This is a genomic window from Turicibacter sp. St.80E1 (assembly GCF_059728495.1).
Genome location: NZ_AP039386.1, coordinates 2255549 through 2270167 on the forward strand (window position 1 = coordinate 2255549; position 14619 = coordinate 2270167).

A 14619-nucleotide genomic window follows, 5' to 3' on the forward strand; every position below is an offset into this window, starting at 1 on the left:
CCGCTAATTATTCTTCAACTGTTTCTGGAACAACAATTTGATGAGTTTTTACATTTTCAAGATCGCGAATTTCAATTTCATTTTTCGCATCAGATAAGATTTTAACATCCATACCTAATGACTGTAACTCTTTCACTAATACACGGAATGATTCTGGAATACCTGGTTCAGGAACATTCTCACCGCGTACAATTGCTTCATAAGTTTTAACACGTCCTGTGATATCATCCGATTTTACTGTTAAGATTTCCTGTAATGTATAAGCTGCACCATATGCCTCTAATGCCCATACCTCCATCTCACCAAAACGTTGTCCACCGAACTGTGCTTTACCACCAAGTGGTTGTTGTGTAACTAATGAATAGGGTCCAATTGAACGAGCATGTAATTTATCATCAACCATGTGCGCTAATTTAATCATATACATTACACCGACTGAAATTCGATTATCAAATTTTTCGCCTGTACGCCCATCATAAAGTACAGTTTTCGCGTCTGGATCCATGCCAGCTTCTGCGATAATTGCCTCTAAATCTTCCGTTTTAACACCATCGAATACCGGTGTAGCAACATGGATTCCTAATTTCTTAGCAGCCATACCTAAATGAATTTCTAAAATTTGTCCGATATTCATACGTGATGGTACCCCAAGTGGGTTTAACATGATATCAACTGGTGTTCCATCTGGCATATAAGGCATATCTTCTTGAGGTAAGATTTTAGAGATAACCCCTTTATTACCGTGGCGTCCGGCCATTTTATCTCCCTCAGAAATTTTACGTTTTTGAACAATATAAATACGAATAACTTCGTTTACACCTGGTGATAAATCATCACCATTTTGTCTTGAGAAATACTTAACGTCATGTACGATTCCATCTCCACCATGTGGTACGCGTAAAGATGTATCACGTACTTCACGAGCCTTCTCACCGAAAATAGCGTGTAGTAAACGTTCCTCTGCAGTCAACTCAGTTTGTCCTTTAGCTGTAACCTTACCAACTAAAATGTCGTCCTCTTTTACCTCTGCACCGATACGAATAATTCCACGATCATCTAAGTTCTTAAGTGCCTCTTCACCGACTCCAGGGATGTCACGTGTGATTTCCTCTGGACCTAACTTTGTATCGCGAGCCTCTAACTCATATTCCTCTATATGGATTGAAGTATAAACGTCGTCTTTCACTAAACGCTCACTCATGATAATGGCATCCTCATAGTTGTAACCATTCCATGTCATGAATGCTACTACTACGTTACGACCTAAAGCTAATTCTCCACTTTCCATTGAAGAACTGTCAGCTAAAACTTCTCCAGCATTAACCTTATCCCCTAAACGAACAATTGGTCGTTGGTTAAGAACCGTACTTGAATTTGAACGAACAAACTTAATTAATGGATAACGATCTAATCCACCATCAGCTTCTCTACGAATACGGATTTGTTTAGAATCTACATATTCCACCGTACCTGTATTATGAGCAACAACGGCTTGCCCTGAATCCTTTGCAGCTACATACTCCATCCCTGTCCCAACAAATGGTGCCTCTGGAATTAATAACGGGATTGCCTGACGTTGCATGTTGGCCCCCATTAATGCACGGTTGGCATCATCGTGCTCTAAGAAAGGAATACATGCTGTTGCCACAGATACAATTTGTTTTGGAGATACGTCTACAAAATCTACGCGTTCTGCAGGAACAATTAAGTTCTCACCACGATGACGCACGATTACTTTTTCTGGTAAACAATCATTTTCATCTAAATCTAAACCTGCCTGAGCGACAACATAACGATCCTCTTCATCAGCAGTTAAATAACGGATTTCTCCTGTTACTTGCATCTTAGTTGTTCCCGTTACACTATCCTCAATTGGAACCACTTTACGATATGGTGTCTCTATAAATCCGAATTCATTAACTTTTGCATATGATGATAACGAGTTAATTAATCCGATATTTGGTCCCTCTGGTGTTTCGATTGGACACATACGACCGTAGTGTGAGTAGTGAACGTCACGCACTTCCATTCCAGCACGTTCACGTGTTAACCCACCAGGCCCTAAAGCTGATAAACGGCGCTTATGCGTTAACTCAGATAATGGGTTTGTTTGATCCATGAACTGTGATAACTGAGAACTTCCGAAGAACTCCTTAATAGCCGCTGTTACCGGACGGATATTGATTAAACTCGATGGCGTAATCCCTTCACTTTCCTGAATAGACATTCTCTCTTTAACAACACGTTCCATACGAGAAAGACCAATTCGGAATTGATTTTGTAACAACTCACCAACTAAACGTAAACGGCGGTTTCCTAAATGGTCGATGTCGTCTAAATATCCTACAGAATCTAAAAGATTAAAGAAATAACTAATCGACGCAAAAATGTCCGATGTTGTAATATATTTACACTCATCTTCCACATTACCGATAATTTTTACAATTTGATCTCCTTCATTCACTCTAGGAGAATATACTTCAAACTCCTGAATGTATGTAGCTGAATCCTCCAATGGATTTACTAATTCAACTCTTTTAATATTTAAACGATCTATTTTATCCGCTAAAACTTCTTCAAAAATTCGGCGAGTAATAACTGTTCCTTCTTCTACAAGAATCTCACCTGTTTCTGAATCAAAAATATCGCTAGCTAATTTTTGATTTAACAAACGCTCTTGGGCATTTAATTTCTTATTAAATTTGTAACGTCCAACATGAGCTAAGTCATAACGTTTTGGATCGAAGAAGCGAGAGATAAACAACGTACGAGCACCATCGATTGTTGCATGCTCACCTTGACGAAGTTTTTGGAAGATTTCTAATAAAGCTTCATCAGAATTCACTGTTTGATCTTTTTCTAATGTGTTTAAAATGTATTGATTCTCACCAAACATTTCAATAATTTGCTCTTTCGTTGAAAGCCCTAATGCACGTAATAAAACAGTGATTGGAATTTTACGTGTTCTATCTACACGAACATAGACGATGTCTTTTGCATCTAACTCATACTCTAACCATGCACCACGGTTTGGAATAACTTGAGCTGCATATTTTTCTTTACCACTTTTTTTATCAATCTCTTTATTATAATAAACACCTGACGAACGAACTAATTGTGATACGATTACACGCTCAGAACCGTTAATTACAAATGTCCCTGTTGGAGTCATTAATGGGAAATCACCCATGTATACTTCACTTTCTTTAACTTCCTTAATCGCGTGTGTTTCTTCATCTTTAATATGCAGACGAACCTTAACACGTAAAGGGGCAGCATAATTAGCATCGCGTTCTTTCGCTTCCAAAACAGAATATTTTGGTTCTCCTAAACTGTAACCAACAAATTCAAGTGCTAAATTTCCATTATTGTCCTCAATTGGTGAAATATCTTTAAACATTTCACGAATACCTTCATCAAGGAACCACTGATAAGAAGCAGTTTGAATTTCAATTAAGTTAGGGAGTTCGAGTGCAACATTAATTCTTGAGTAATTACGACGTTGTCTCTTTTTACCATATTGAACAATTTTCCCTGCCACGCGTTTCACCTCTTTGTTTATTTATGTTAACTTTTATTGTTTTTTTCCTCAATACCTAATTTTTTTCGACTTAACTCACATTAAATACAAGCAGTATTAGGCATTTTACAATAATATCATTTTTTTTCAATACTGTCAAGATTTTATAGACCTTAAAATAAAATATCCTTTATCTTTAGAAATAACCTCACAATTACCATAAACCTCTTCCATTTTCTTTTTAGCCGATGGGGCCCCTTGTTTTTTTTGAATAACCACCCACAACTCTCCACCATCCACTAAATGATGTTGAGCCTCTTCTAAAATTCCATGAACAACTTTCTTACCAGCTCGAATAGGTGGATTGGATAAGATGGCCGCAAACTTCCCCTTTACCCCTTCATAACAATAACTTTCGTAAATAGAAACATTTAAAATGTTATTATTTTTAGCATTTCTTTTAGCTAACTCTAACGCTCGGTGGTTAACATCTACCATATGAATATTTCGATTCTCATAACTCTTAGCTAAACTCAAACCGATAGGTCCGTAACCACAACCAACATCTAAAATATCCCCCTCTACTTCAGGAACAGTAAAACTTTCTATTAATAATCTTGACCCAAAGTCAACCTCCTTCTTAGAAAAGACTCCAACGTCCGTAGTAAATCTAAAATCATAGCCTCTTAGCCTATAATTAAAGCTCTTCTCATCTGAGTGAGCATCGACATTGTTAGTATAATAATGCATGATCACAACCCCTTTTGATTTTACCTAAAAATTAGAGAATATGAACATTTTTACACGTTCTATTATTGCCATAATAAAGTAAATTATTACATTTTTTATGTATTAAATAAAAACCTGAGCGATACTACTCACTCAGGTTTTTAAATTTATTTTTTTATAGCTTCTTAAAAGTTAATTATTTAACTTCTACAGATGCTCCAGCTTCTTCTAATTTAGCTTTTAATTCTTCAGCTTCTTCTGGAGAAACTTTTTCTTTGATTTTAGCAGGAGTTCCATCTACTAATTCTTTAGCTTCTTTTAATCCTAAACCAGTGATTTCACGAACTACTTTGATAACACCGATTTTTTTAGCTCCAGCGCTTGTTAAGATTACATCTACTTCAGATGGTCCAGCAGCAGCTTCAGCTCCACCAACAACAGCTACAGGAGCAGCAGCAGTTACACCAAACTCTTCTTCGATAGCTTTAACTAAATCATTTAATTCTAAAACTGACATTTCTTTGATTGCTTCAATCATTTCAGCAGCAGTTAATTTTGCCATTATATTTTCCTCCTTCAAAATAGGGCTATACCCTTATAGGTTTTTTTATTTTAAAAATTACTCAGCAGCTTCTTCAGTTACAGGTGCTTCAACACCAGCTTCTTTTTGTTCAGAAACAGCTTTAACAACACAAGCCATATTGCGCATTGGAGCTTGTAATACAGAAAGTAACATAGATAATAAACCTTCGCGGTTTGGTAACTTAGCTAATTCCATAACTTGCTCTAATGAAGCAACACTTCCTTCGATTAAACCAGCTTTTAATTCTAATGCTTGGTGTTCTTTTGAGAAGTTGTATAATACGCGTGCAGGCGCAACAACGTCTCCTTTAGAATAAGCAACAGCCGTTGGACCAACGAATGCTTCACCTAAACCTTCGAATCCTGCTTCAGTCACAGCACGACGTGAAATGTTGTTTTTTAATACTTTAAACTCAACACCTTCAGCACGTAATTGTTGACGTAATTCAGTTACTTCAGCAACAGTTAATCCGCGGTAATCAACAACAACTAAAGAAGCTGATTCTTTGAATTGTGCTGCATATTCAGCAACTAATTGAGATTTCATTTCGATTGCAGTAGCGCTCATCATTCACACCTCCTATATTCGTTATTAGTCCGTAGAAAAACCCTTATATCCATTAAGTTGTGGACAGAAGGGTATAACTAAGGCATGAAAATAAATAGTATATATATCCAAAACCTCGGTAGGACATTAAGCCCAAGGCCCCTACTGTCTACGGTAATTCTATTCAATTATCAAAAAGAAAAAATTATTTTTCTAATGATTCAGATGCAACTTTGATACCAGGACCCATTGTTGAAGAAACAGCAATGTTTTTCACATAAGTTCCTTTAGCTGCAGATGGTTTAGCTTTTAAGATAGTACCAAAAATAGCTTTGAAGTTTTCGATTAACTTTTGGTTATCGAATGATACTTTTCCAATTGGAACATGAACATTACCAGCTTTATCAACACGGTATTCAACTTTACCAGCTTTGATTTCATTAACTGCTTTTGTTACGTCCATTGTAACTGTACCAGTTTTAGGGTTTGGCATTAAACCACGTGGACCTAACACGCGTCCTAATTTACCAACTTCAGCCATCATATCTGGAGTAGCTACTACTACATCAAAATCCATCCAACCTTGTTGAATTTTATTGATCATATCGCTATCTCCTACGAAGTCTGCTCCAGCCGCTTCAGCTTCTTTAGCTTTTTCACCTTTAGCGAAAACTAAAACTGAGCGATCTTTACCAGTTCCGTGAGGTAATACCATAGCTCCACGAATTTGTTGATCCGCTTTACGTGGGTCAACTCCTAAACGGAAAGCTACATCTACAGTTGCGTCAAATTTAGCAACATTAGTTTTTTTAACTAACTCAACAGCTTCTTCTACAGAGTATAAAGTAGTAGAATCAACTAATTTTTTGGCTTCGATGAATTTTTTACCTTTTTTAGCCATCTCAAATACCTCCTAAATTGTGGTTAACGGAATCTCCTCCCACAGATTTAGGTTGTAATCTACAACCTAAAACGGTAGATTAGTCTTCTACAACGATTCCCATTTGTCTTGCAGAACCTTCAATAATACGCATTGCAGCTTCTACTGTATTCGCGTTTAAGTCTGGCATTTTTTGCTCAGCGATTGCACGAATTTGATCTTTAGTTAAAGTAGCAACTTTCTCTTTATGAGGTAAAGCTGATCCACTTTGAATTCCAGCCGCTTTTTTTAATAAGTCTGATGCTGGTGGAGTTTTTGTAACGAATGTAAATGAACGATCTTCATAAACTGTGATTACTACTGGGATAATACTTCCCATTTGTTCACGTGTACGTTCATTGAATTCTTGACAGAATCCTTGAATGTTCGCACCGGCTTGTCCTAATGCTGGACCTACTGGTGGAGCTGGATTTGCTTTTCCTGCAGGAATTTGTAATTTAATAATACTTTTTACTGCTTTTGCCACGCGACACACCTCCTCTAAGTCCGTGATGTGGTTATTTGGGTGTTTCACCCTCCCACTTGATATGAATCTCATATCGACTACGCTAGTTTATCACCTTTTTTTATTTTTCGCAAGGATTTTTTTTATTCGACTTCACAAATTTGTCCGAAATCCAATTCTACTGGCGTTTCACGTCCAAATAAATCCACTAATACACTTACCTTACCATGTTCTTTGTCGATTGTTTCAATTTTTCCAACTTGTCCTGAGAAAGGACCCGCTGCAACTAATACTTGTTGACCTACTTCAATATCAACTGAAACTTCCACGCTTGTAATTCCCATCTTTTTAAGAATCGGTGTGATTTCTTCAGTTGGAAGTGGCACTGGACGTGTTCCCTTACCACTTGATCCTAAGAATCCCGTAACACCTGGTGTATTACGTACCATGTACCAAGAATCATCAGTATCGATCATTTCAACAAGAACGTATCCAGGAAAAGTTTTCTTTAATTTTTCTTTACGGACACCATCTTTAATTTTAACTTCTTTTTCTTCCGGAATTAATACTCGAAAGATTTTTTCTTGCATATTCATTGTTTCAATGCGCTTTAACAAATTGGTCATTACCTTATTTTCATAACCAGCATACGTTTGAACAACATACCAACGTTTTTCCACTAATATGACCTCCTATCCAAGTAACCCGATTACTTGGGAAATCACTAAGTCAACAGCGAAGAAGAAAACTGATAACACAATAACGAAACACATTACTTGTACTGTGTAAGTTTTCATCTCCTTCTCTGTCGGCCAAGTTATCTTCTTTAATTCAGCAGACACACCTTTAAAAAAACCTTTTACCTGACTCATCCTGTGGCCCCCTATACCAACTTTATTTAGTTTCCTTGTGCATTGTATGTTTCCCACAACGCTTGCAGAATTTTTTAACTACAAGACGTTCATTGTGTGTTTGTTTATTTTTTACGGTTGAATAGTTGCGACTTAAACATTCATCACAAGCTAAAATTATTTTTGTGCGCATGATTTAACCTCACAATTTCTTATTTCGTAACTCTATTTACTCTATCAAAAACATCTTCTATTGTCAATAAAACTAACAATATTGCCCAGTAGATGAACTATTTTTATTTAATGCCTTTAATTTCATTTTACAACGTTGTAAAGCATTATCTACTTTTTTAGGAGGCACACTTAACATTTGTGCTATCTCAATATAAGTATTATCTAACAAATAATATTTCAAACACATTTTTTCAAAATCGGATAAAAATCCTTCTTTTTTAAAGGCGTACTCCATAAATAATTTTTCATCTAAGTTAAAATACCCTCGATCTAAATAGGATGCCTGTGACTCCGCTACAACACAAACTTCTGTTGTGCTATAATCCGTCAATAAATCCAGACCGGCGCTTCTTTTAACCCGACGATACTCTGTTATAATCGCATTTCTTACACATGTCATTGAATAAGAATAAAAACTAAACTCTGCCTCTTGGTCATAGGTGTAAATAGACTGGATGAAGGCTAATTGCCCTTCTTGAAAAAAATCTTCAGGATCTATACCGATTCCACGATAAGAATAGGCTATTTTTTTTATTAACAGTGAGTATTTCTTGATGAGTGTATCCAAAGCAACTTTATCTTGTTCTCGAACTAAACGTACCAATTCATAATCACTACACTTAACCTTCACCATATCCCTCCTAGGACACTATTTTATCGGATTTCTCTTATTATAAATTTCATACATCAGTAATGCAGCAGCGACCGACGCATTTAACGAGGTAACATGACCTCTCATCGGTAAATAGACTTTAAAATCACAAGCTTCACGAACCAGACGACTAATTCCCTTTCCTTCGCTACCTATTACAAGACCTAAAGGTAATTGCGCATCTAACGTTCGATAGTCTTGTGCTTCGTTAGCATCTGTTCCAGCTATCCAAAGCCCCGCTTCCTTTAACTGATTAATTGCAACTGTTAAATTCGAAACACACGCAACTGGAACATGTTCAATAGCACCCGTTGATAATTTAGCTACCGTACTCGTCAACCCAACAGCTCGGTCTTTACGAATAATGATTCCATCGACCCCTGCCGCATCAGCAGTTCGAAGAATCGCACCTAAATTATGCGGATCCTCCAGGCCGTCTAAAATAATAATAAAAGCCGGTTCGTCCTTATTAGTCGCCCTTTGGATCAAGTCTGCTAATGGAAGATATCCATAAGGTTCTACGATGGCTAAAACGCCTTGATGATTTCCCTTAACATCGTACTTATCCTTTACAACTTGTTCAAATTTTTGTTTAGGAAGCACGCGGCACGTAATATTTCTCTCGGCCAATAAATCCATTAATTTCACATCGTTTTTAGACACCGCATCCGCGACGACAACTTCAAATATTTTACGATTTGAAGATAAAACCTCGTTTACTGTATTCTTTCCGTAAACGACTTCGCGTCCACTATCTTTTTTATTCATTGGCTTCGCCTCTTTTTTATTCATGCGTTTAGGGTTTTGATCATTCTTTTTCCCTTTATGATACTTGCTCATTATTTCGTCACCTCACCCTTAGATTCAATACTATAGGAAATAATCTCGTCTAATCGTTGCATCTGATTAGTTAAATATAAATATCCAATCAACGCTTCAAAAGCTGTTGAGTGTGTATAAGTTAAAACATCCGTGTTTTTAGGAACTGATCGACTCTTTGTATTCCGTCCCTTTTTTACAACCTCTACTTCTTTCTCATTCAATAAATTATTTTCTATTAAGTAGGTTAACGTTGCTGCCTGAGCATGCGCAGAAACATACTTTACCGCTAATTGATGCAGACGTTTAGGTTTATTAATTCCCATTCGGCACAACGTCTCTCGAATTCTTAAATCATAGTACGAATCCCCTACAAAGGCCAACATTGTACTATTCATTTGCTTTACTTCCATTGTCTCACACGCCTTTTCTAATCTCGTCATTATTATACACTAAATTTTCCCGCTTTAACGAAAAAGCATTTTTTTACCCTCACTTTCTTAGATTCAATGCTTTTCAGCGAAAAAAGTCATTTTTCGACCCTGTTTTCTATCCCAATCACGCCCTTATTTTCTTAAGCCACATAAAAAAGATTCCACCTTTTCAAATGGAACCTTTTTTATCATAACGTATTTTAAATGACATTTAAAGCCTGTAATCTTTCTCTTAATGCGTCAGCCTGCGTAAAGTCTTTCGCCTTTCTAGCAGCTTCCCAAGACTTGAACAAGTCTCTTTCTTCAGAGGTTAGACGCTTTTTCTTCAAATCAAAACCAAAAATATACGTCATATTTTGAAGAGTCATCAGCGCATATTTATAGGCTCCTTCGCTAACCTTCGCACGCATCATCTTATTCACTTCTTTAACCACTCCATATAAACTTGTAATAGCATTTGATGTATTGAAGTCATCCTCTAACGCGTCCGTAAATTGTTGCATTAACGCCGCTATTGCGTCGACTTTTTCCTCTTTCACATCTAGCGCCTCCGCCACATCAAGTTTCAGATGCAACTGATTAAACGTTGTTTTAATTTTTTGCCACTCTTTCATCGCTAACTGGATATTTTCCTCTGTGTAGTTGATCGGTTGACGATAGTGAACCGACAACATAAATAGGCGAAACGCATTAGCATCAATTTTCTCAATTAAATCTTTAACATTAATCACATTTCCTAAAGATTTACTCATTTTCTCGTTATTAAGACCTAAACGTCCTACGTGCATCCAATAATTCGCTATACTGTGACCATGCATACATAATGACTGCGCAATTTCATTTTCGTGGTGAGGGAATTGAAGATCTGTTCCGCCTCCATGAATATCAATCTTACCTTTAAATTCTTTCTGAATCATAACGACACATTCTGTATGCCATCCTGGGCGACCTGCTCCCCACGGTGAATCCCAAGTAATTCCCTTATCTGTTTTTTTCCATAAAACAAAGTCTAAAGGATTTTCCTTTTTAGAGTCTTCTGCAATACGTGCACCAACTTCTAATTCTTCTATCCTTTTACCTGATAATTGTCCATACTCCCGAACCTTATCGATACGGAAATAAACGTCACCCTCTACTGCGTACGCATACCCTCGCTCAACTAACGCATGAATAAAATCAATCATTTCTTCCATATTTTCCGTGACTTTAGGCATTTTATTAAACGGTAAGGCATTCAAAAGTTGATTACACTCTAAAAAGTATTCTAAATACTTTTTCGCAATTTCTGCCTCTGTTACCTCTTCTTCAATCGCACGATTAATAATCTTATCATCCACATCTGTCACATTAGAGACATAATCTACTTCGTATCCTAGATAATTAAAGTAGCGGTGAACAAGGTCAAAAAATAAAACTGGACGTGCATTTCCGATGTGAACATAATTATAAACAGTTGGTCCACAAATATACATCTTGACCTTATTTTCTTCAATCGGCTTAAATTCCTCTTTCTGACGCGTATACGTATTATAAATTAACATTACAGGTCCCAACTCCTATCTTCCGAAACGATATCTTCATTTTAATATATTTCACCAAACTTTGCTAGTTTGTATACTCAATCTCATAATTTGCCTCTAATAATTTTTCAATGACGCGTTTTTTATGTTCTTCATCAATCGTCTCAATAACAACCGATACTTCTAATTGATACATCGATAATCCTTCCTTATGACGATTTTGATGAATAACCAACACATTTCCGAATTCTTTCGCTATAGTATCTAAAAAGAGACTTAGCTCTCCTGCCCGGTGATTTAATAAAACTTTAATTTCTGTTCGACGGCCGGTTGTAATCATCGCATGATTAATAATACTTTCAATTAAATTAATATCTATATTTCCCCCTGAGAGAACGGCCCCTACCTTTTTACCTCTAACATCTAGATGACCGGATAATAACGCCGCAACTGGAACGGCACCAGCGCCTTCGCACACTAGGTTACAATTTTCAAGAAGAAATAAAAATGCTTGAGAAATTTCTGTTTCAGTCACTGTCACGATTTCGTCTACATAGCGGCAAATAAGGGGAAACGTCAAATCTCCCGGTCTACCAACTGCGATGCCATCAGCAATGGTTCGATGAATATTAACTTTTTCTATCTTTCCTAATCGAACCGATTCATACATAGAAGGTGCATTTTCTGTTTGTACCCCGATCACACGAATTTTGGGATTAATCGTTTTTACCGCTAATGCTATCCCTGCCGCGATCCCCCCTCCACCGATAGGAACTAACACCACATCTAAATCCGGTTGTTCCTTTAACATCTCTAGACCAATCGTCCCCTGACCTGCAATGACATACGGATCATTGAACGGATGAACAAAGGTTGCGCCAGTCGCCTCTTTAATTTCTAATGCTTTTTGGTAGGCCTCGTCATAAACATCCCCCTCTAACACCACTTCTGCCCCATATTTACGCGTCGCCGAAATTTTTGCGAAAGGTGCATTCTTAGGCATCACGACGGTGGACTTAAGACCTAATTTGCTTGCACTAATGGCCACCCCCTGCGCGTGATTTCCAGCACTTGAAGCTACAACACCACTTTTTTTCTCATCCTCTGTTAAATGAACCATTTTATTATAAGCCCCTCGAATTTTAAACGATCCCGATTGTTGTAGGTTTTCAAGCTTTAAATAGATTTCCCCCTTTGTCAATCCACTCAACGTTTCTGCATAACAAAAATCAGTTTCTTTAATGATTCCCTTTAACTCTCTAGCCGCCTCAATGACCATTTGAAAGGTTACATTTTCCATTTCAAATTCCTCCAATAAATCAATTATTATTCCCCTTTATTTTCGCACTTCTAGCTTATCTTATTCTTTTGCCTATTAATTTGCCCCCAATAAACCACACTATTTATAGGACTATGTTATTATAAAATGATGGGAGATATTCTCATCACTCTTGTCTTAAAAAGGAGGAATTTTAATGAACATTATTTCAACAAACGCTGCACCCCAAGCTATCGGACCTTATTCACAAGCTATCGAGGTCAACAACACCCTCTATATTTCTGGACAAATACCTCTTGATCCTCAAACGATGGAAGTTATTGCCGATGATGTTGCTACGCAAACGCACCAATGTTTAAAGAATATTGACGCCATTTTAACAAAAGCGGGGTACTCGCTTCATAATGTAGTGAAATGTGGGATTTTTTTAACCGATATGAACGATTTTTCAATTGTCAATGAAGTATATGGCCAATACTTTCACTCACATAAACCTACCCGTTCATGTGTGCAGGTTGCTAAACTTCCTCGAGAAGTTAAAATTGAAATCGAGGCCATTGCCGTTAGAAATTAAACGGTTCTCTCCCGACGATTAACCTTCTTCAACAACAAGGTTAATCGTCTTTTACTTTACATTGAGAAAAAACTCAACACGCGTATTAGAACATGCCCTCCCTTTCAAACAAAGTTACCTTCTTTCTTTAACCCCTGTTGAAATAAAAGCAAAAAAAGTCCCTTGTGGATAACTTTTTTTCGTTTAACTGAAAGATTCTTAAATCATTTTCATTATTCCTTTTCATCGCTACATAATTCATTCCTAGGCGTCCATTCTAATAAAAAGGTTGAATTCGGAGGTTTACATCCATGTCAAATAAATTGAAATTTCAGAAGTATCTCGTGCTAATGGCCTGCTTTCTGATTATGTCGGTCTCGTTTAGTATCGTTAATAATATTACTTCACTCTTTCTTGACCCCGTGACGAAACATCTAGGTTTATCAATTTCCTCATTTTCTTTAATTTTCACGATTGGGGCTGTGACAACAGCACTAATGTCCCCCATAACGGGACATCTAGTTTCAAAAGTACCATTAAAGTTATTAATGGCCATTGGATCTATTTTAGCCGGTGGAGGATTTTTTTGTTACGCCCTCGCCAAAACGATCTGGATGTTTTATCTGATTGCTATTATTGTTGGAATCGGAATCTCGTGTCTAACGACTATTCCAATCGCCACTGCACTAACTTCTTGGTTTGAGGATCGAAAAGGATTTGCCTTAGGTATTGCGATGGCGGGTGCGGGAACTGGCTCTTTTGTTTGGATGCAGGTTGTCTCGCGGATGTTAAATCATCTGACCTATCAAACAACGTATGCCCTTTTAGGCGGAATTATCTTAATTGTTTGCCTGCCCCTCTCTCTATTAGTCATGGCGTTGCCACCTGATGCAACCATTGAGTCGAAGAAAAAAGAAAAATTATCATTCAACGATATCCATTGGAGCACTCAATTGATTCTATTTTCTTTGGGGCTTTTTCTTCTAGGAATGAGTGTTTCGGGAACAAAGATGCATATTCAACCGTATTTAACAAGTCTTCACCATCCCCTAAGCTTTAATGCTAATGTAGGTTCTACGCAAGCTATCTTCGCCCTCATCGGGAGCTTAGTTGGCGGAATCGTTTTCGATAAACTCGGATTAAGAACATCAATCGCCTCCTTTGTTTCCATGGCGCTTATCGGTTATCTTTGCCTCATTTTTGGATTTTACCCCTCACTTCTATTCATCTTTGCCGCCCTGTTTGGACTATGTTTGTGTCTTCCCTCACTCCTTCCCTCTTATGGAACAAGTGCCTTATTCGGAAAAGATCATTACTCCATGCATCTCGGCTTTATTAATATGATTTTTACACTAGGAAGTGCCTTAGGTCCTGTTATCTCTGGTTTTATCGCCGATCAGTTAACTTATCGTTTGGTGTGGGTCATTTACTTTATCATCACTACTCTCTACTTAATCCTTTTCCTTCTCGCCTTTAAAAAGAAAAAACCTCAGAATTAAATTCTGAGGTTTTTT

The 14619-nt window shown here is 37.2% G+C and carries 16 protein-coding genes and 1 other annotated feature; of the genes, 2 read left to right on the forward strand and 14 right to left on the reverse strand.

Annotated elements, in window-relative coordinates; translation table 11 throughout:
• Positions 1-7: 7 nt before the first annotated feature.
• The 14 genes from rpoB to ilvA form a co-directional block, all read right to left on the reverse strand.
• Positions 8-3541 (reverse strand): DNA-directed RNA polymerase subunit beta, encoded by a 3534-nt coding sequence (gene rpoB, locus AC6I0I_RS10850; RefSeq protein ID WP_161831763.1) that lies wholly within the window; start codon positions 3539-3541, stop codon positions 8-10.
• Between the two features lie 135 nt (positions 3542-3676).
• Entirely contained in the window at positions 3677-4270 is a 594-nt protein-coding gene (locus AC6I0I_RS10855; protein WP_161831764.1) for a class I SAM-dependent methyltransferase, read from the reverse strand.
• 175 nt (positions 4271-4445) lie between these two features.
• A complete protein-coding gene (rplL, locus tag AC6I0I_RS10860; RefSeq protein WP_161831765.1) occupies positions 4446-4811 on the reverse strand; it encodes a 50S ribosomal protein L7/L12 in 366 nt (121 codons plus the stop codon).
• A gap of 57 nt (positions 4812-4868) precedes the next feature.
• Positions 4869-5399, reverse strand: coding sequence for a 50S ribosomal protein L10 (gene rplJ, locus AC6I0I_RS10865; protein WP_262950109.1), 531 nt, complete (start codon positions 5397-5399; stop codon positions 4869-4871).
• A 25-nt stretch (positions 5400-5424) separates the two neighbouring features.
• Positions 5425-5571: a sequence feature (ribosomal protein L10 leader region), on the reverse strand.
• A 12-nt stretch (positions 5572-5583) separates the two neighbouring features.
• Positions 5584-6279: a 50S ribosomal protein L1 gene (rplA, locus tag AC6I0I_RS10870; RefSeq protein WP_161831767.1), complete on the reverse strand. Its 696-nt coding sequence runs from the start codon at positions 6277-6279 to the stop codon at positions 5584-5586.
• 79 nt (positions 6280-6358) lie between these two features.
• Positions 6359-6784: a 50S ribosomal protein L11 gene (rplK, locus tag AC6I0I_RS10875; RefSeq protein ID WP_161831768.1), complete on the reverse strand. Its 426-nt coding sequence runs from the start codon at positions 6782-6784 to the stop codon at positions 6359-6361.
• 122 nt (positions 6785-6906) lie between these two features.
• Complete coding sequence (nusG, locus tag AC6I0I_RS10880) at positions 6907-7443, reverse strand: transcription termination/antitermination protein NusG (protein ID WP_161831769.1); 537 nt, start codon at positions 7441-7443, stop codon at positions 6907-6909.
• Positions 7444-7455: 12 nt separating this feature from the next.
• Positions 7456-7635 carry a preprotein translocase subunit SecE gene (gene secE, locus AC6I0I_RS10885; protein ID WP_161831770.1) on the reverse strand — a complete coding sequence of 60 codons (180 nt, stop codon included), beginning with the start codon at positions 7633-7635 and terminating at the stop codon, positions 7456-7458.
• A 22-nt stretch (positions 7636-7657) separates the two neighbouring features.
• A complete protein-coding gene (rpmG, locus tag AC6I0I_RS10890) occupies positions 7658-7807 on the reverse strand; it encodes a 50S ribosomal protein L33 (RefSeq protein ID WP_161831771.1) in 150 nt (49 codons plus the stop codon).
• 72 nt (positions 7808-7879) lie between these two features.
• On the reverse strand, positions 7880-8479 hold the full coding sequence (locus tag AC6I0I_RS10895) for a sigma-70 family RNA polymerase sigma factor (RefSeq protein ID WP_161831772.1): 600 nt from the start codon (positions 8477-8479) through the stop codon (positions 7880-7882).
• 18 nt (positions 8480-8497) lie between these two features.
• Complete coding sequence (gene rlmB / locus AC6I0I_RS10900; RefSeq protein WP_161831773.1) at positions 8498-9340, reverse strand: 23S rRNA (guanosine(2251)-2'-O)-methyltransferase RlmB; 843 nt, start codon at positions 9338-9340, stop codon at positions 8498-8500.
• Complete coding sequence (locus AC6I0I_RS10905) at positions 9340-9762, reverse strand: Mini-ribonuclease 3 (protein WP_237658909.1); 423 nt, start codon at positions 9760-9762, stop codon at positions 9340-9342. Before AC6I0I_RS10905 ends, rlmB begins: the two co-directional genes overlap by 1 nt.
• A gap of 191 nt (positions 9763-9953) precedes the next feature.
• Complete coding sequence (cysS, locus tag AC6I0I_RS10910) at positions 9954-11294, reverse strand: cysteine--tRNA ligase (RefSeq protein ID WP_161831774.1); 1341 nt, start codon at positions 11292-11294, stop codon at positions 9954-9956.
• Positions 11295-11358: 64 nt separating this feature from the next.
• On the reverse strand, positions 11359-12573 hold the full coding sequence (ilvA, locus tag AC6I0I_RS10915) for a threonine ammonia-lyase (protein ID WP_161831775.1): 1215 nt from the start codon (positions 12571-12573) through the stop codon (positions 11359-11361).
• Between the two features lie 175 nt (positions 12574-12748).
• Between ilvA and AC6I0I_RS10920 the strand changes: the two genes are divergently transcribed.
• Positions 12749-13126 (forward strand): RidA family protein, encoded by a 378-nt coding sequence (locus tag AC6I0I_RS10920; RefSeq protein WP_161831776.1) that lies wholly within the window; start codon positions 12749-12751, stop codon positions 13124-13126.
• A gap of 290 nt (positions 13127-13416) precedes the next feature.
• Positions 13417-14604 (forward strand): MFS transporter, encoded by a 1188-nt coding sequence (locus AC6I0I_RS10925; protein ID WP_262953625.1) that lies wholly within the window; start codon positions 13417-13419, stop codon positions 14602-14604.
• Positions 14605-14619 lie beyond the last annotated feature (15 nt).

Coding starts and splice junctions, on each gene's coding strand:
- secE (WP_161831770.1), bottom strand. CDS start 7,635: ATGAGTCAGGTAAAAGGTTTTTTTAAAGGTGTGTCTGCTGAATTAAAG.
- rlmB (WP_161831773.1), bottom strand. CDS start 9,340: ATGAGCAAGTATCATAAAGGGAAAAAGAATGATCAAAACCCTAAACGC.
- AC6I0I_RS10920 (WP_161831776.1), top strand. CDS start 12,749: ATGAACATTATTTCAACAAACGCTGCACCCCAAGCTATCGGACCTTAT.
- cysS (WP_161831774.1), bottom strand. CDS start 11,294: ATGTTAATTTATAATACGTATACGCGTCAGAAAGAGGAATTTAAGCCG.
- AC6I0I_RS10925 (WP_262953625.1), top strand. CDS start 13,417: ATGTCAAATAAATTGAAATTTCAGAAGTATCTCGTGCTAATGGCCTGC.
- AC6I0I_RS10855 (WP_161831764.1), bottom strand. CDS start 4,270: ATGCATTATTATACTAACAATGTCGATGCTCACTCAGATGAGAAGAGC.
- rplA (WP_161831767.1), bottom strand. CDS start 6,279: ATGGCTAAAAAAGGTAAAAAATTCATCGAAGCCAAAAAATTAGTTGAT.
- rplL (WP_161831765.1), bottom strand. CDS start 4,811: ATGGCAAAATTAACTGCTGCTGAAATGATTGAAGCAATCAAAGAAATG.
- rplJ (WP_262950109.1), bottom strand. CDS start 5,399: ATGAGCGCTACTGCAATCGAAATGAAATCTCAATTAGTTGCTGAATAT.
- ilvA (WP_161831775.1), bottom strand. CDS start 12,573: ATGGAAAATGTAACCTTTCAAATGGTCATTGAGGCGGCTAGAGAGTTA.
- AC6I0I_RS10905 (WP_237658909.1), bottom strand. CDS start 9,762: ATGACGAGATTAGAAAAGGCGTGTGAGACAATGGAAGTAAAGCAAATG.
- rpmG (WP_161831771.1), bottom strand. CDS start 7,807: ATGCGCACAAAAATAATTTTAGCTTGTGATGAATGTTTAAGTCGCAAC.